This window comes from Stenotrophomonas sp. YJH_SMC_43 (genome assembly GCF_059372535.1).
In genome coordinates, this window is sequence record NZ_JCAFVQ010000002.1 from 255,706 (window position 1) to 272,205 (window position 16,500).

The following is a 16,500-nucleotide window of genomic DNA, read 5'->3' on the forward strand; positions in this document are numbered from 1 at the left end:
TGCCCGGCATCGCGGTCCACGTCATTACTGCGGCAGCACTTCCAGCGTGGCCACGTAGCTCAGGCGGCGCTTGGCGGCCTGCTTCACCGAGGTCTTGTTGTCCTCGGTGCCGGTTTCAAGCCAGTACATGCCAGCTTCCGGCCAGGTCACCTTGATCTCGCCCTTGGCATCGCTGGTGACCTTCAGTTCGTCCTGCGCGTTGCGGTAGCGGGTGGCGCCACGCACGATCTCGAACTCCAGGCCGGTGGCCGGCTTGCCGTCGACCAGCACGCGGAAGGTGGCTTCCTCGCCGGCGAACAGGTCGTTCGGGTGGCCGACGGCGACCAGCTCGATGCCACGGTTGGTGGGCTTCAGCGCGGTGTCGTTCGGCGCACCGTTGGTGACGAAGGTCTCCACGCGGCCGACCGACTGGCTCACTTCCAGCTTCTTTGCGTCCTTGGGCAGTTCGCCGAAGGTGGCGACGCTGCCGCGCCAGCGCTTGCGCTCGCCGTTCTGCTCGTAGGTGGCGAACAGGCCGTCATTGACCGACGCGATGCGGTAGGTGCCCGGCTGCTTCAGTTCGATGTCGAACACGCTGCGGTACTTGCCGGTGGAGGCGTTCTGCGGCTGCACGGTGCTGCCGTCCGGCGCGGTGATCACCAGCGATTCCAGGCGCAGCGGCACGTGGTTGAAATAGAACAGGTCGTTGGAGACCGCACCGTCGACGGTGATCCACGGCGCGTTGCCGGCGATCACGGTCTGCGAGGGCAGCAGCCAGGCCTTGTGGGCCAGGGCGGAGAAGGGAAGGGCAGCGGCCAGGGCGGCGGCGAGGACGAGCGTGCGCTTCATGCGGAGGACTCCAGTGGATGCGGGTGATGCGGCAAGGAAGAGGGGGCTACGACTTGATCCCCTCCGTCCCCTCTCAGGGTTTGACGGCGAGGGTGACCTGGCCCAGTTCGGTGGCGCCCTGCGCCTTGCCGTTCTGTGCGGCGGTGGCCGGCCAGGTGAAGGGAATCTTCAGCAGTTCACGGCCGCCGACTTCGCGCACCGCTTCCACCACCAGGGTGTAGTTGCCCGGGGCCAGCTGCTTCAGTGCCGGCTGCTTGTCGTTGAACGACAGCGCGTGCTTGCCGGCCGGGCGGGTCGGGCCGGTCACGCCGTCCACCGGCACCTGCAGGGTGCGGCCGCTCTTGCGCCACCACTGGCGCAGGTCGGGCAGCCACTTGGTGCCATGGCCTTCGCTGTTGCTGGTCTGCTGGTACCAGACCGACAGGTTGGCCGCGACCTTCTGGTCGGCGCCTTCCAGCCACACCGCCACGTACGGGCGGTGGTACTCGGCGACGTTGAGCTTGGGCACTTCGACGTTGATGTCGAGCGTGGTGGCATAGGCCGGCGAAGTGGCCAGCAGGCCGCTGAGGGCGATGGTCAGGGTGACGCGCATGGGGCGGCTCCAGGAACGAAGGAAAGTCAGTGGATCAGCAGCAGGGCGATCAGCAGCGGGATCATCAGGCCGAGGCCGACCAGCGGCCAGGTCATGCGCCGCTGCCGCGCATGCAGGTGCAGCAGGAACAGGCCGGTGATGCAGAACACCAGGCAGGCCACGGCGAACAGGTCCAGGAACCAGCCCCACGCCGGGCCGGCATTGCGGCCCTTGTGCAGGTCGTTGAGGTAGGACACCGCGCCGCGCGAGGTTGATTCGTATTCCACCGCGCCGGTCTGGCGATCGATGCTCAGCCAGGCATCGCCACCGGGGCGCGGCAGCGACAGGTAGATCTCTTCGGCCGACCATTCGGCCGGGCGGCCGCCAATGGCGATGCCCAGCTGCGTATCCAGCCATTGCCGCGCCGGGCGCGGGATCGGCGCGTTGCCGTCTTCGCGGGTGCCCAGTTGGCCCAGCAGTTCGGCCGGCAGCTCCAGATGCTGGTTCTGCACCTCGGGCTTGGCCTCGATCTTCGCGGCATGGTTGAGGGTCAGGCCGGTCACCGCGAACAGCAGCATGCCGATCAGGCACACCGCCGAGCTGATCCAGTGCCACTGGTGCAGCGTCCGCAGCCAGAAGCCACGGTTCTGTTGCTGCTGCACGGTGGAAGAGGCAGGACGGCTCACGGCACGGTTCGGGGCGGACGGGGACTGCCCATTACATCATTGATGAGAATAGCTCGCAATTGCGTGTCGTTCTGTATCCCGGAGGGGGTGTTACCGGCTGCCGGCCGGCGGCAGGCACTACCGCTACCGCGGGTCGGTAGATCCACGCCATGCGTGGATGAAGCGGTGCCGACCAAGGTTGGCACCCACCAGAGCAGGGCGGTGCCGACCCAGGTCGGCCCTCACCAGATCAGGGCGGTGCCAACCAAGGTTGGCACCCACCAAGGCGGTGCGCGGCGATCAGAACTTCGCGTTGAGCGAGATCCAGTAGCTGCGGCGCTGGTCCTTGGTCGCATAGTCGTCCACGCAGTTGAATTCGCTCTGGCTGATCAACAGGCACGACTGCGAGACGAAATCCTTGTCGAGCAGGTTGTTGACCCGTGCGTTCACCGTCAGCCAGGGCGTGGCCTTCCAGCTGCCACCGAGATGGAAGATCGTGTAGTCCTCGTAGTAGCGGGTGTGGCTGGCGCCGCTGGCATCCAGCAGCGTGTCGCGGTAGCGGTCGTAGCGGCCCTCACCGATCAGCGACAGGCTGACCGCTTCATTGATCTGCCAGTTGAGGCTGGCGTTGGCCATGTGTTTTGCCGGCATGGTGCCGCTGATCGGCAGCCCCTTCTGTGCGCCACTGGTCTGCTCACTCTTCGTCCAGGTGTAGTTGCCGCGCAGCTGCAGGGTGTCGAGCAGGTCGACATGACCGGCCAGCTCGGCACCGCGGGTCTCGGCCTTGTCGATGTTCACGCTCTGGGTGAAGGTGCTGTAGCCCAGTGCTGCCCAGCCTGGGCCGATGTCCACGCAGTAGCCGCTGCCGGCGCGGGCCACTTCGCAGTTGGGGAAGGTGCCGCCGCTGGCGATCTTGTCCTCGAATTTGTTGAAGAAGCCGGTCACGTTGAAGCCCCAGCGCTGGCCCTCGTAGTAGGCGGCCAACTCGTAGTTGGTGCTGGTTTCAGGCTTCAGGTTCGGCGAACCCACCAGCGGCAGCACGCCCTGGCCACCGAAGCCGGTGATGCCCGGGAACAGCTGGTCCGGACGCGGGGTCTTGTAGCCGGTGCTGACGCCGCCCTTGAAGGTCCACGCGTCGCTGGCGTTCCACACCAGGTAGCCGCGCGGGCTGACGTGGCTGCCGAACACGTTGTGGTCGTCGTAGCGCAGGCCGAAGGTGGCGGTGAGGCTATCGGTCAACGCCCAGTTGTCCTCGGCGAACAGGGCCCACATGCGGTGCTTCTGCTTGGTGTTGCTGCGGTAACCGGCGCCATCCATGCCGAACACGCCATCGATCATGTCGGTGTCGTTGTACTGGCCGCCGACGGTCAGCTTGTGCGCGCCGAAGTCGAGGTCGAGCATCGTGTCGAGCACGTAGCCTTCCAATTCCATGGTGCGCAGCGGGCGCGGCAGGAACGCCTGCAGGCGCGCCATCTCGCTGGGATTGAGTGCGGTCAGCGCATTGCCGCGGCCGGCCGCACAGTTGTTGGCGGCACCGGTGCGGCGGCAGACGTCATTCCACAGCGTCTGCAGGTTGGCGCGCTCGTCCAGGGTCAGCGGCAGCGAGCGGCCGAGGTTGCTGCTCTTGCTGTGGGTCAGCGAGGTCTGCCAGGTGCCGAAGCTGTAACGGCCCTGGTGGGTCAACGACAACTGATCGCGCTCGTAGCGCTGGTAGGCGGTGTAGCCGACGCGCGGCTGCACTACGCGGCGGGTGACGGTGCCGCTGCCGTTCGGGTTGGGGATGACCGCGTTGCCGACGCGCCAGAGGCTGGCCAGGCTGTCCAGCGTGCCGGTCTGTCCTTCGCTGTTGTCGTACTTCTGCCGCGACACGTCGTAGTCCAGCCACAGTTCGTGATCGTCGTTGACGCGGAAATCCAGGCGTACGCCAGTGTTCCAGTTGGTGTTGGCCACCGACTTGCCACCGCCGCCGAAGCCGATGCTGCGCTCCCACAGGCTGCCGTCGGGCAGGGTCAGTGCATCCCACTCCGGATTGGAGGCCTTGGCGTCGTAGTAGCTGCCGCGCACCGCCAGGCTGAGGCGGTCCTTCAGCAGCGGGCCGCTGAGGTACAGGTCGGTGGTGCGTGCATCACCGAACTGGTCATCCTGCTGCACGGTGAAGCCCTGGGTCACGGCGCCGTGCCAGCTGTCCTGGTTGCGTCGGGTGATGATGTTGATGACGCCACCCATCGCGTCCGAGCCATACAGCGTGGACATCGGGCCGCGCACCACTTCGATGCGTTCGATCGCGTCCAGCGGCGGCAGGTAGGCGAACTGGCCGCCACCGAAGTTGTTCGGATACAGCTGGCCGACATTGCTCTGGCGGCGGCCGTCGATCAGCACCAGGGTGTACTCGGACGGCAGGCCGCGCATGGAGATGGTGGCGCGGCCGTTCTTGTCGCTGGCCTCCAGGCCGACATCGATGCCTTCGACGTCGCGCAGCGCGTCGACCAGGTTGGTGTAGGGGCGCTTGCTGAGTTCTTCGCGACTGACCACGCTGATGCTGGCCGGTGCATCGACCACCTTCTGCTCGAAGCCGGAGGCGGTGACCACCACCTTGTCCAGCGTCTGCGGCGCGCCGGAAGCGTCACCGTGGGCGAAGGCAGGGGCGGTCATGGCCGCCAGTACGGCACTGGTCAGCAGGGTACGGGACAGGGACGAACGGACACGATGGCGCTGGGCCATGGCAGTAACCTCGAAGGATGCAGGGTGGTGCAATGCCAGGCGCGAGTGGCGCGGCATGCACGGGGAGGCCCGGTCAGGGGCGGCAGGGATGAAGCAGGCAGCGGTGCGCTGACGCGACCGCGCGGGCGGTCACGCAGGGCCGTGGATCAGGCGAGCGGCGGCGCCTGGCCGCGTTGCTGGCGGCGCCCGGGCGCGTCGGCCCAGGGCGTGTCCGGAGCGGCCAGCGGCCAGTCCGGGCGCACACCGGGCATGGCCGGCGTGGCGGGTACGAGTTCACGTTCGGTACGCAGCCACTGGCTGGCCAGCAGCAGCGGCGGGTGTGCCTTCTCGGCTGATTTCACCGGCGCGGCAGCACAGCGACGCAGCTTGGCCGGGGCTTCTTCCTGCAGCGGGGCTTCGCCGCCACGCTCTTCCAGCGGCGGCTGCACTGCCTGCGCGGCGTTGCCGGCGTGGGCCTCTGGGAGCAGCGGCAGAGTACCCATCAGCAGTACCAGCATCGCCACCCACGCCAGCAGGCTGGCCAGCGCAGGACGCTGGCCGCGCATGGCGGTGCCCATCTTGCGATGGATGAGTGGGCGAGGGCGAAGCGGGCGCAGCAAGCAGGGGTCCCCAGGGGTCTGCCGGCAGTGGCCGGCATCAACGGGGCGTGATTGTAATGAGAGCTGTTAGCTGTTGCAAATGAGAATGATTGCCAAAATGTCGCAGACTGGTCGGATGGGGCTCAGACTTCGCTCCAGCGCCGCAGCAGGTTGTGGTACACGCCGGTCAGCTGCAGCACCGCTTCGGCGTCGCCGCCGGTCTGCCGCAGGCGCTCGATCGAACCGTCCATTTCCCACAGCAGGCGGCGCTGCACATCGTCGCGGACCATGCTCTGCACCCAGAAGAACGAGGCCACGCGCGCACCTCGGGTCACCGGCCGCACCTGGTGCAGGCTGCTGGACGGGTAGACGATCAGGTCGCCCGCCGGCAGCTTCACTTCATGCTCGCCGTAGGTGTCGCTGATGATCAGTTCGCCGCCCTCGTACTCGTCCGGCGCCGAGAGGAACAGGGTGCAGGAGATGTCCGAACGCAGCTGTTCGCCGTTGGCCAGGTTCATCACCGCGCCATCGACATGGAAACCATAGGTGCCGCCGCCGCTGTAGCGATTGAAGCGCGGTGGCAGGTACTTCAGTGGCAGCGCGGCGCTGAAGAACAGCGGGTGCCGGGCCAGTGCGACGAGGATGATCTCGCCCAGTTCGCGGCGCAGCGGTGAGGCCTCGGGCAGCTGCTGGTTGTGCTTGGCCTGTGCGCCCAGATGGCCGACGGTCTCGCGGCCATCGGTCCAGTCGGCGGCATCCAGCCGGCGGCGGAAGTCGGCCACCTGGTCGGCGCTGAGAATGTCGGGGATGTGCAGCAGCATGCGGGACTCCTCAGAGGGACGGCGGTGCGACCAGGGCGCGCACCTGTGGATGCGGCGATGCGGCCAGTTCCGGCACGAGGTGCGCCATGAACGCCGGGCTGCCGTGGGCCAGTGCAAGCCGCAGCCAGTGCACGGCCTGCTCGACGTGGCCGGCCTGCAGCAGGATCGAGGCGTAGTTGGCCTGGCCGCGGAAATCACCGGCCTCGGCCGCGCGCTGGTACCAGTCCAGCGCCGCCTGCGGATCGCGCTCGATCTCCAGTCCGTCTTCGAGGTGGCGGGCCAGCAGGTTCATCGATTTGGCGTGGCCCAGGTGCGCGGCGCGCGTGTACAGAGCCAGCGCCTGCGCGCGGTCCAGCGGCACGCCGCGGCCGGTGGCCAGCAGGTTGGCCAGGTTGTACAGGCCCCAGTCCAGCCCGGTGTCGGCCGCGCGGCGGTACCACACTGCGGCCAGTGCCGGATTGGCCGTGGTGCCCTGGCCCAGTTCGTGGCAGCGGCCAAGCATGTTCATCGCCATCGGCGCGCCGTTGTTGGCGGCGGTTTCGTACCAGAGCAGTGCCGCCGAGGCGTCCTGCGCGGTGCCTTTGCCTTCCATGTGCATCTGCGCGAGCAGCAGTTGTGCCTCGACCTGGCCGGCCTGCGCAGCGTCGCGCACGCGTGCGAACGCGGCTGCCGGGTCGTGCTGCAGCAGTTCGGCCAGGGCGTCGCTGTCGATGGGGGTAAGGGTCGCCATGGGGTGAGTATCGCCGGAAACAAAAACGGCGGCAGGAGAGCCTGCCGCCGTGGTGGAGCGAAGTTACATCAGAACTTCACGTTCAGTGCCAGGGTGGCCGAGCGACCCGGGGCGATGCTCGCGTAGTGTGAGGCATAGGCCTTGGTGAAGTAGGTCTTGTCGGTCAGGTTCTGCACGTTGAGCTGCAGGCTGATGTTGTCCTGGATCGCGTAGCTGGCCATCGCGTCGAAGCGGGTGTAGCTGGCAATCCACTTGGTGTTGGCCACATCACCGTACTGCTTGTCCGAGTAGAACGCGCCAGCGCCGATGGTCAGGCCGATCGGGAAGCGGTAGGTGGTCCACAGGTTGGCGCTGTGCTTGGCGGTGTTCGGGAACACGTTGCCGTTGTTCGGCGACGGCACGTAGACGTTGGACGGGCAGGTGCGGCCCACCGGTGCGCCACAGACAAAGCCATTGTCCTTCAGCTCGGAATCGAGGTAGGTGTAGCCGCCGTACAGGCTCCAGGCGTCGGTCAACTGGCCGTTGAAGCCCAGCTCGAAACCGTTGATCTCTTTCTTGCCGGCGTTCTGGCTGGTGCCGTTGTCGACGGTCACGCGCGCGTTGTTCATCACGGTGTGGAAGATCGCAGCAGTCAGGTTCAGGCGGTTGTCCAGCAGGTCCCACTTGGTGCCCAGTTCGAGGTTCTTCGTGTCCTGCGGCTTGAGGTCGGCAACGGCCGCGCTCAGGCCGTCCGAACCGTCACCACCGTCCATGCCCGGCGGAGTCGAGGAGGTGCCCCAGGACAGGTAGATGCTGCCATTGGCGGCCGGCTTGAACACGACGCCGGCCTGGTAGTTCAGGAAGTCGTTGCTGTTGCGCACGCGGGTCGGTGCCTTGCCCGCCACCGGAGTGGTCAGGGTGGTACGGAAGTCGTCGTAGCGCAGGCCGAGGTTGATCATCCACTGCTCATTGAGCTCGATGGTGTCGAACACGTAGGCCGAGGTGGTCTTGGTGCGCTGCTCGACGTCCAGCGCCTTGTCGCTGCGATAGACGATCTGACCGGCCGCCCACGGATCGTTCGGGTTCGGATTGTTGAAGTCGGTGCAGTTGTAGCCGGTGGCCGCGCCAGACACCTGGCAGCGAGTGCTGTTGGCGCTGTTTTCAAGGGGATTGGCGGTGCCCGGCGACATCAGGTAGCTGCCACGGGTCATCTTCTCGTCGCTGTACTCCACCCCCGCGCTGTAGCTGTGCTTGAGCGCGCCGGTCTGGAAGGCGCCGGTCAGGCCCAGCTGGTCCGCGAAGCTCTTGACGTCGACGGCGCGGCTGTTGGTGCGGCGCCACAGGGTGCCGTAGTTGTTCGGGTTGCCCTTGCTGTCGTCGGGCTGGGTCCACAGGTAGTCGTTGCTGGTGTTGCCCAGGCGCGCGATGTTGCGCAGCTTGTGGCCGCCGAAATCGTAGCTGGCGTCCAGGGTGCTGATATCGGCGCGGGTACGCTGGAAATCACGGTCGACCAGGCCGTAGTAGTTGTTGCGGTCCGGCACCATCGGGCGGCCGTCGCCGTTCTTGGCCACGTTCGGGCCGCTGGTGAACGGGTTGTTGTACGGGAAACCACCCGCGTCCGGCAGGTCATCGCTCTGCATGTGGTAGTGGCTGGCGATCAGCTGCGCCGGGCCGTTCAGGCCGAACGCGATCGACGGCGCGATGCCCCAGCGGCTGACGTTGGCGGCGTCGCGGCCGGCGATGTCCGATTCGTGCTTCATCAGGTTCAGGCGGGCGGCGATGCCATCGCCCAGCACGTAGTTGGCGTCCACGGTGCCGCGTGCGTAGCTGTCGGTACCGATGCCCATGCTGGCGCTGGTCTCGTTCTTCAGCTTCGGCGTCTTGCTCACCAGGTTCAGGCTGCCACCACCGGAGTCACGGCCGCCGTAGGCCGAGCTCGGGCCCTTGACCACTTCCACCTGCTCCAGGTCGAAGATTTCGCGAGTCTGCGAGCCGACGTCGCGCAGGCCGTCGACGAACACGTTGCTCTGCGAATCGAAGCCACGGATGAAGGGGCGGTCACCGGTCGGGTTGCCGCCTTCGCCGGCACCGAAGGTGATGCCCGGCACCATGCGCAGCGCATCCTGCAGGTTGGTCGCACCGGTTTCGGCGATCAGCTTCTCCGACACGATCGACACCGACTTCGGGGTGTCCAGCAGCTCGGCGGTGAACTTCGGCGAGGACGGATTGAACCAGCTGCCGCGCACCTGCACCTTGTCCAGGTCGGTGGCGTTGCGGGAGCTGGCATCGGCGCTGTCGGCGGCCTGTGCGACCAGCGGTGCGAAGCCGGCGGCCAGGGTGGCGGTAGCGAGCAGGGAAACGCGCGGGGCGTGCTTGCGGGACGTGATGTGGGTCATGGTCTGGGTGGCGGTGGCTTGGATCGGGAAAGGGCGAGGGCCGAAGCGCAGGCAGCGCGACGACACGTAGAGGGCTTCTTCTGTAGAGCCGAGCCGATGCTCGGCTGGCAGGAAACGCAATCAGGCGCACGGCAACAGCCGCAGGGCGCCTCAGCTGGCGTGCGGTGCGGGCGGTGCGTGGCCGGGGTTCAACCGCAGTGCGGGATCGTGCAGGTGCCAGCGCAGGGCGTTGGAGCGCCACAGCGGAACATGCGCGACCAGGGCGGCGCGCGGGGGAGCCAGTCCGGTACAGGGCGTGGTGCCCTCGCCATCCAGCGGCGGCTCCGGTGCTGGCGCGGCATGGTGCGGGCACGCGTCCGCCGGCGGGGCCGGCATCGGCATGACCTGCTGCAGATCATCAGCGTGTGCCTGCCAGCCGTGGGCAGCCGGGTTGTTGCCGCGCCCTTCGTGCAATGCCGACCAGCCCAGCAGCAGCGTCAGCAGCACGACCACAAGCAGCGGCCACCCTTGACGGGCAAGCTGGCACAGCGTGGCGGTGGGCGCGGGCGAAGCCATAGCGCGGGGGCGGAGTCGTTACGAAGATGTTACGTAGAATAACATCAACGATAATGATTCGCATATGCGGGGCGTGGCGGGCCGCCGGGGCCGCCCCGGAACGGCCTGGGGAGGCCCTCATGGCCTTCCGGTAGATCCACCCCATGGGTGGATGCTCTCCCGCGGGGCGCCCTCTGGGGGATCTCTCCGGGCGGAGCGCAGACTCAATCCCGGTCGTCGCGCGGACTCAATCCCGGTCGTCGCGCGTCCAGACCGCGTCATGTTCCCGCTTCACCGGGAACTTGGGCACCGGGCTGTAGGCCGGGGCGCACAGGGCGCGCCCGTCACGCACGTCGAAGCGCGCGCCGTGCAGTACGCACTCCACACTGCCCTCGGTGGTGTTGAACTCGCCCGAGGACAGCTCGAACTCTTCATGCGTGCACTGGTCTTCAAGGGCGTACAGCTCGCCGTCGAGGTTGAACACCACGATCGGCGTGCCGGTCACCTCGTCGAACACGCTCTTCATTTCGCCCGGCAACAGCTCGTTGCCGGCACAGACGAAGGTCCAGGTATCGCTCACGCGACGGCTCCGGCCAGCGGCTTTTCCAGGATCTCGAAACGCAGGTCGTCGCGCTTGGGAATGCCGAAGCGTTCGTCGCCGTACGGGAACGGCTTCTTGATGCCGGTGCGGCTGTAGCCGCGACGCTCGTAGAAGGCGATCAGCTCGTCGCGCACGTCGATCACCGTCATCTGCATCACCGGCACGTTCCATTCGCGTGCGGCGTGCGCTTCGGCAGCGTCCATCAGCTGCTTGCCGACACCGCCACCCTGCTGGGCCGGGTCGACCGAGAACATGCCGAAGTAGCCCTTGCCGTCGACATCGGCGACATGGGCGCAGGCCACCAGCTGATCCCCGCGCTCGGCCAGCAGAATGGTGGAGCGCGGGCGGTCCAGGTCGGCCTGGATGCCTTCGGCGTCGATGCGGGCGCCGTCCAGCAGGTCGGCTTCGGTGGTCCAGCCGACGCGGCTGGCATCGCCGCGGTAGGCCGAGGTGACGAGGGCAATAAGGGCGGGGATGTCGGCCGGCGTGGCGGCGCGGAAGGTCAGGGTGCTCATGGGGACATTCTATGTGGGGCGGGGAAGGGCGCGGGAGGCTGCTGGTTGACGTGACTTTGCCGAGTTTGGCCAATGCGTGGACTTGACGCCATCTTCATTATTCGTTCATATCTGTGACCAGCACCCGCCCACCGTGAAGCAACGCGTGGCTGTCTGCCGGCGTGGGTGCCGCCTGGTCGAAGGCCAACTGCCGTTCGGCGCAGGTGGGGCACACAGGGACGTCGATCCAGGGAGGATCTGCATGCAGTCTGGCCTCATTTCTCATCCGCGCGCCGCAATGGCTGCCAAGGGTCTGCTTCTCGGTGTCGTTGCCCTGTGCGTGCTGGCACCGGTCGGCGTTTCCGCCCAGATCGTTCCCACCTGGCGGCAGGAGTACGACAAGCGACTGAAGTACGGGGACCTTGTCGAGCCGCTGAAGGGCGAGATCTTCGGCGAGCAGGTCAACCTCTATGACGGTTCGATCAGCTTCAAGGCCACGGATGTTTCGATTCCGGGCAATGGCAGCCTGGCGATGACCTTGGGCCGCAGCTACCGCGATGGCGATGGTAGTAGTGAGAGCCCATTCTCGGATTGGGATCTGGATATTCCGTCCATGTCCGGCGTCTATGGTGATCTGCCGGAGACCGCTGCTGTCGGCTACTGGGCGCCTGCTGCGCGCTGCAGTACGGTGGCGGCGCCCCCAGCGCTGGAGGTCTGGAACCGTCGCCAAACCCAGACCGTCAATTTCAGTCCCACTACATTCTGGGATGGCGTGCGCCTTTCCCTGCCAGGCGGTGGTGGTGAGCCGGTCCTGGGAGGCAGCGGTGATGCGCGCCAGCCGCAGCCACAGTTTGGCGAACCGGCGCCTTGGAATACCAAGGGCGGCTGGACGTTCAGTTGCCTGACCGCCCTGAAGAGCGGACAGCCGGGACAAGGCTTCCTTGGTCATGCGCCCGACGGTACCAAGTACTACTTCGACTGGATGGTCGCCAAGCCCCACAACGGTGCAACGCTGCAACCCTACGGGCCAGAAAGCAATGCACTGCTGAATCGAAAGCGTGTGTTCCTGTACCCATCGCAGGTTGTGGATCGCTTCGGCAACTGGGTGCGCTACGAGTGGAGTGGCGACCGGCTGTTGCGCATGGTTGCCAACGATGGCCGCGAGATCAGCCTGGCCTACAACGCGAAAGGACTGATCGCGTCCGCAACCGCTGCAGGGCGCACCTGGACTTACGGGTACACGGAGGCCGATATCCTGCGGACAGTGACGCTGCCGGACGGAACCCAATGGGTCTACAACCTGCCGCCGCTGTCAGTCACCCACAAGTATGCCGACTACATCGGGCAGAGCATCTGGGAGTACATGGACTACCCGGCCACATGCTCGCGCGTCAACAAGATCGTGCCCAGCGAGATCACCCTGAGCATCCAGCATCCGTCGGGTGCGCTGGGAACGTTCCTGTTCCGCCCGTTCCGCCACGGGCGCAAGAATGTAAAGCTGGATTGCCAGACCTCTGGCGACAATCACCTGTTTGCCGATGGCTGGAACTACACGCCGGTCTACCGTGACGCAATGTCGCTGGTGACCAAGACCATCAGCGGTCCGGGCATGCCCACTGCACAGTGGACTTATCAATACACCAATCTCAACGGTGCTTTCGCCCAGGACCTGGGCGGTCCAGTAATCCCGGTGGGCCAGGCAGAGCCGAAGATCACCACCGAAACGCTGCCCGATGGTGTCGTTCGCGTCTATGAGTTCGGCAAGGAAGTTGCCTACAACGATGGCCTGTTGTTGTCGACGACAACGCGATCGGGCGGCGCGGTCGTGCGCATTGACCGCAACAACTACTATCCGGATGCCCAGCTGGATGCGGCGCCCTTCCCGAAGGAGGCCGGCAAGGACTTCAAGTACGGTGCCAACGATCTCAAGGCCCATTACAACCGCCCCGTCCAATCCACCGTTGTGGAACAGGATGGCGTGCAGTTCACCCGCACCGTGCAGGCCTTTGATGCATTTGCGCGCGAAGTCACCGTTGTCGAAGCGAATTCCGCCGGCCAGAGTCGCACCAGCAGCACCAGCTACTACGACAATCCCGCGCTGTGGGTGAACGGCCAGACGGCGCGCAGTGTGCTCAATGGCATCGAACAGTCCCGCACCGAATTCGACACGGGCAGAGCACTGCCGCTGCGCGCATACGCATTCGGGCGCCTGGCGCAGCAGGTGACCTATGCAGCCGACGGCACGGTTGCATCGGTGGCCGATGGCCGCGGCAATACCAGCCATCTGTCGGGATGGAAGCGTGGTGTTCCGCAGCAGCTCCGCATGCCAGCCACGCCCGAAGCGCCCAATGGCGCGGTGCGCACGGTTGCCGTCGACGACAACGGTTGGATCACCTCGCTGACCGACGAAACCGGCGCAATCACCAGCTTCAGCTACGACAGCATGGGCAGGCTGCGCAGCCAGCAGTTCCCTGGCGGCGACAGCGTGAACTGGAATGGCGTAACCATGGACCTGCAGCGGTTGGGTGGCGCGCAGCTGGGGGTGCCCGCCGGAGCATGGAAGCACTCCCGCACGCAGGGCGGGCGGCGCACGGATACCTACCTGGATGCGATGTTCCGCCCGGTGCTGGTGACCGAAAACGCCAACAACGTGCTCGACAGTGCCGTGGTGACACGCTACGACACCAGTGGCAAGACCGTGTTTGCCTCGTATCCCACGCGGCAGCTCTCCGATATCAATGCCGCCCTGACCGGCACCACGACGCAGTACGACGCGTTGGGCCGCCCCACCGTGGTCAGTCAATCGTCCGAGCTGGGGGCACTGGTTACCCGCACCGAGTACGTGGGCAATCTGTCGGTGAAGGTGACCAACCCGCGAGGCCAGGCGACGACGACACGCCATCTTGCCTACGACCAGCCCAGCTACGAGATGCCGCTGACGCTGCAGCACCCGGAAGGCGTGGTGACCGAGATCCAGCGAGATACGCTGGGCAAGCCGCTGGCGATCACCCGCCGCAGTGCAGACGGCAGCCAGTCGCTCACCCGCCGCTACGTCTATGACGGCTACCAGCAGCTGTGCAAGACCATCGAACCGGAAACCGGTGCGACCGTGCAGGACTACGACGCGGCAGGCAACGTGCTGTGGTCGGCGGCCGGCACGGGTTTGACCAGCACCACCGACTGCAACCGCAGTGACGCCCTGGCCAGCGGACGTGCGGTGAAGCGCAGTTACGATGCCGCCAACCGCTTGTCGACCCTGATCTTCCCGGATGGGCGCGGAAATCAGAACTGGTCCTACGCGCCTGATGGTCTGCCTGCCGAGATCAGTACGCAGAACGATCCGGCCCGGCCGATGGTCGTCAACCGCTACCAGTACAACCGCCGCCGCCTGCTCAGCGGCGAAACCCTGCAGCATCCGGATCTGGGAAGCCTGAGCCTGGCCTATGGCTACGATGCCAACGGCACACTGGCCAGCAATACCTATCCGGGTGGGCGTGTCGTCAGCTATACGCCGGACGCACTGGGTCGGGCGACGACGGTCGGCGGCTATGCGAAAGAGGCCAGTTACTTCGCCAACGGCGCGTTGGCCCGCTTCGTCTATGGCAACGGGATCGTGCACACGTTGACCCAGAATGCCCGCGGGTTGCCCGACCGCAGCCGCGATGCCACCGCAGCGGCCGCAGTGCTGGATGACAGCTACGATTACGATGCCGGCGGCAACGTGATGGCCATTTCCGATGGTCTGCCCGGGGCGCCCGGCAACCGGGACATGACCTATGACGGCCTGGACCGGTTGCGGACGGTCACTGCACCGGGCTTCGGCAACGCATTGTATGAGTATGACGCGCTGGACAACCTGCGCCGTGCCAAGGTCGGCAGCCGCGATCGTACGCACTATTTCGATCCGACCAATCGGCTGGTCAACGTGATCGAAACCGGAACAGGGGCAACCGTGACCGGTCTTGGCTATGACGTGCAGGGCAATCTTTCGGTGCGCAATGGCCAGGCTTTCGCGTTTGATTACGGCAACCGGCTGCGTGCGGCGGGTACAGCAGAGAGCTACGAGTACGACGCTCACGGGCGCCGGGTGAAGGCCAGCGCCAGTGGCAAAGGGGCGATCTATTCGTTCTACGACAACGGCGGTGTGCTGCGATTCCAGCGCAACGAACGTACCGGCAAGCAGACCGACTATCTCTACCTGTCAGGCAGCCTGGTGTCCCAGGTGCATGGCGAAGCCGCACCCAGCGTTCCCGCGCTGAGTGCGCCGGGCTACATCACCCAGGGCAGCGTGAACCTGACCTGGAGCCCGGCCGGTGGTGCCAACCGCTATGAGCTGCAGCGAGCCCTTGCAGGCACCTGGAGCACGGTCTTTGATGGCGCGGCGCAATCGTTCACCAGCACCGGCCTGGTCACGGGAACCTATCAGTTCCGGGTGCGCGGCTGCCGGGCGGTGTGCGGCGGATGGAGCAATGTCGCGTCAGTGGCCGTGGCACTGGCGCCATCCACCGTACCGACCTTGAACGTGCCTGCCACGGCCTTCAATGGCAGCTACAGCGTGGGCTGGTCTGCGTCCTCCGGTGCCGAGCGCTATGAGTTGGAGGAAAGCGCCAACGGTGGCGCTTGGGCCCAGGTGCACAACGCCATCAGTCAATCCAAGGCCTTCAGTGGCAAGGCAGCGGGAAGCTACAACTACCGGGTTCGCGCATGCAATCCGGTGGGATGCACGGGATACAGCGCCACGGCTGCAGTGACGGTGGTGTATCCGCCTGCTACTGCGCCAGGTCTCTCTGCGCCGGCACGCGCTGCGCCGGGCAGTATCGGCATTGGCTGGAACGGGGTGGCTGGTGCCACGCGCTACACCCTGCAGGAAAGCAGCAATGGTGGCGGATGGGTCACGCTGTTCGACGGCAACGCGGGTTCCTATGCCACCGCTGCGCGCGGTGTGGGCAGCTATGGCTATCGGGTTGCCGCCTGCAATGGTGCAGGCTGCGGACCGTGGTCGGCCACGGTGACGGTAGCGGTGATCGGGCCGCCGACGATCGAGCCGGTGATTAGCGCGCCGAGCCTGGTGAACGTGCCGCAGTACAGCCTGAGCTGGTCGGTGCCGGCCAACAGCGAGAGCTTCGTGCTGGAGGAGAGTGCCAACGGTGGTGGCTGGACGGTGGTGCATAACGGCGGCGGGAACAGCTTTGGTGCCAGCCGTGGCAATGGCAGCTACGCCTATCGCGTGAGGGCATGCAATTTCGCGGGGTGCAGTCCCTACTCGGGCATCGCCAATGTCTCCGTGGTGCTTCCTCCCGCGGCCACTCAGATCTACGTGGCCGAGTGGCTCAGCACGCGCAAGGCGCCTTATCAGGTGCAATGCAGCGTCGGCTGGCGCGCGGTTCCGGGGGCAACGGAGTATCAGCTTGAGCCTTCCGGAGCTGGACGGCGCCTGTACACCGGCCCCAATACCTACGTGCAGTCGAGCGGCGGGACCTACTGCGCCAGTCTCTACATTGTCAGGGCCTGCAACGCCGGTGGCTGTTCGGCATGGTCCGCAGACTTCCCCGTCACCCGCGGCGTATTGAATTGGGACTAAG

General features: G+C 66.2%; 12 protein-coding genes. 1 reads left to right on the forward strand and 11 read right to left on the reverse strand.

Features of this window, described 5'->3' with window-relative positions:
- Window positions 1–24: 24 nt before the first annotated feature.
- From AC5QAH_RS07580 to AC5QAH_RS07630, 11 genes are all read right to left on the reverse strand, one after another.
- Window positions 25–828 (reverse strand): DUF4198 domain-containing protein, encoded by an 804-nt coding sequence (locus tag AC5QAH_RS07580; RefSeq protein WP_010483590.1) that lies wholly within the window; start codon window positions 826–828, stop codon window positions 25–27.
- A gap of 73 nt (window positions 829–901) precedes the next feature.
- On the reverse strand, window positions 902–1,420 hold the full coding sequence (locus tag AC5QAH_RS07585; protein WP_004147429.1) for a DUF2271 domain-containing protein: 519 nt from the start codon (window positions 1,418–1,420) through the stop codon (window positions 902–904).
- Between the two features lie 26 nt (window positions 1,421–1,446).
- Entirely contained in the window at window positions 1,447–2,085 is a 639-nt protein-coding gene (locus AC5QAH_RS07590; protein ID WP_010483588.1) for a PepSY-associated TM helix domain-containing protein, read from the reverse strand.
- Window positions 2,086–2,364: 279 nt separating this feature from the next.
- On the reverse strand, window positions 2,365–4,785 hold the full coding sequence (locus tag AC5QAH_RS07595; RefSeq protein WP_191862958.1) for a TonB-dependent receptor domain-containing protein: 2,421 nt from the start codon (window positions 4,783–4,785) through the stop codon (window positions 2,365–2,367).
- A 146-nt stretch (window positions 4,786–4,931) separates the two neighbouring features.
- Window positions 4,932–5,342, reverse strand: a complete 411-nt coding sequence (locus AC5QAH_RS07600; RefSeq protein ID WP_049413405.1) for a hypothetical protein — start codon at window positions 5,340–5,342, stop codon at window positions 4,932–4,934.
- A 164-nt stretch (window positions 5,343–5,506) separates the two neighbouring features.
- Window positions 5,507–6,184 carry a Fe2+-dependent dioxygenase gene (locus tag AC5QAH_RS07605; protein WP_019336499.1) on the reverse strand — a complete coding sequence of 226 codons (678 nt, stop codon included), beginning with the start codon at window positions 6,182–6,184 and terminating at the stop codon, window positions 5,507–5,509.
- A gap of 10 nt (window positions 6,185–6,194) precedes the next feature.
- A complete protein-coding gene (locus tag AC5QAH_RS07610; RefSeq protein WP_019336500.1) occupies window positions 6,195–6,914 on the reverse strand; it encodes a tetratricopeptide repeat protein in 720 nt (239 codons plus the stop codon).
- Between the two features lie 68 nt (window positions 6,915–6,982).
- The gene (locus tag AC5QAH_RS07615) at window positions 6,983–9,289 is read right to left on the reverse strand and encodes a TonB-dependent receptor (protein ID WP_191850764.1); all 2,307 of its coding nucleotides are present in this window, start codon (window positions 9,287–9,289) and stop codon (window positions 6,983–6,985) included.
- Window positions 9,290–9,439: 150 nt separating this feature from the next.
- Window positions 9,440–9,844, reverse strand: coding sequence for a hypothetical protein (locus AC5QAH_RS07620; RefSeq protein WP_329831604.1), 405 nt, complete (start codon window positions 9,842–9,844; stop codon window positions 9,440–9,442).
- 226 nt (window positions 9,845–10,070) lie between these two features.
- The gene (locus AC5QAH_RS07625; RefSeq protein WP_049455557.1) at window positions 10,071–10,403 is read right to left on the reverse strand and encodes a non-heme iron oxygenase ferredoxin subunit; all 333 of its coding nucleotides are present in this window, start codon (window positions 10,401–10,403) and stop codon (window positions 10,071–10,073) included.
- A complete protein-coding gene (locus tag AC5QAH_RS07630) occupies window positions 10,400–10,939 on the reverse strand; it encodes a GNAT family N-acetyltransferase (RefSeq protein WP_071305626.1) in 540 nt (179 codons plus the stop codon). The genes AC5QAH_RS07625 and AC5QAH_RS07630 overlap by 4 nt, the downstream gene beginning before the upstream one ends.
- Window positions 10,940–11,180: 241 nt before the next feature.
- On the opposite strand from AC5QAH_RS07630, the gene AC5QAH_RS07635 reads away from it, so the two are divergent.
- Window positions 11,181–16,499, forward strand: coding sequence for a wall-associated protein (locus tag AC5QAH_RS07635; protein WP_495232229.1), 5,319 nt, complete (start codon window positions 11,181–11,183; stop codon window positions 16,497–16,499).
- The last annotated feature ends 1 nt before the right edge of the window (window position 16,500 follow it).

Excerpts from the sequence above, each read along its gene's own strand:
- AC5QAH_RS07605 (WP_019336499.1), bottom strand. The coding sequence starts at position 6,184 with ATGCTGCTGCACATCCCCGACATTCTCAGCGCCGACCAGGTGGCCGAC.
- AC5QAH_RS07610 (WP_019336500.1), bottom strand. The coding sequence starts at position 6,914 with ATGGCGACCCTTACCCCCATCGACAGCGACGCCCTGGCCGAACTGCTG.
- AC5QAH_RS07620 (WP_329831604.1), bottom strand. The coding sequence starts at position 9,844 with ATGGCTTCGCCCGCGCCCACCGCCACGCTGTGCCAGCTTGCCCGTCAA.
- AC5QAH_RS07630 (WP_071305626.1), bottom strand. The coding sequence starts at position 10,939 with ATGAGCACCCTGACCTTCCGCGCCGCCACGCCGGCCGACATCCCCGCC.
- AC5QAH_RS07585 (WP_004147429.1), bottom strand. The coding sequence starts at position 1,420 with ATGCGCGTCACCCTGACCATCGCCCTCAGCGGCCTGCTGGCCACTTCG.
- AC5QAH_RS07595 (WP_191862958.1), bottom strand. The coding sequence starts at position 4,785 with ATGGCCCAGCGCCATCGTGTCCGTTCGTCCCTGTCCCGTACCCTGCTG.
- AC5QAH_RS07600 (WP_049413405.1), bottom strand. The coding sequence starts at position 5,342 with ATGGGCACCGCCATGCGCGGCCAGCGTCCTGCGCTGGCCAGCCTGCTG.
- AC5QAH_RS07580 (WP_010483590.1), bottom strand. The coding sequence starts at position 828 with ATGAAGCGCACGCTCGTCCTCGCCGCCGCCCTGGCCGCTGCCCTTCCC.
- AC5QAH_RS07635 (WP_495232229.1), top strand. The coding sequence starts at position 11,181 with ATGCAGTCTGGCCTCATTTCTCATCCGCGCGCCGCAATGGCTGCCAAG.
- AC5QAH_RS07615 (WP_191850764.1), bottom strand. The coding sequence starts at position 9,289 with ATGACCCACATCACGTCCCGCAAGCACGCCCCGCGCGTTTCCCTGCTC.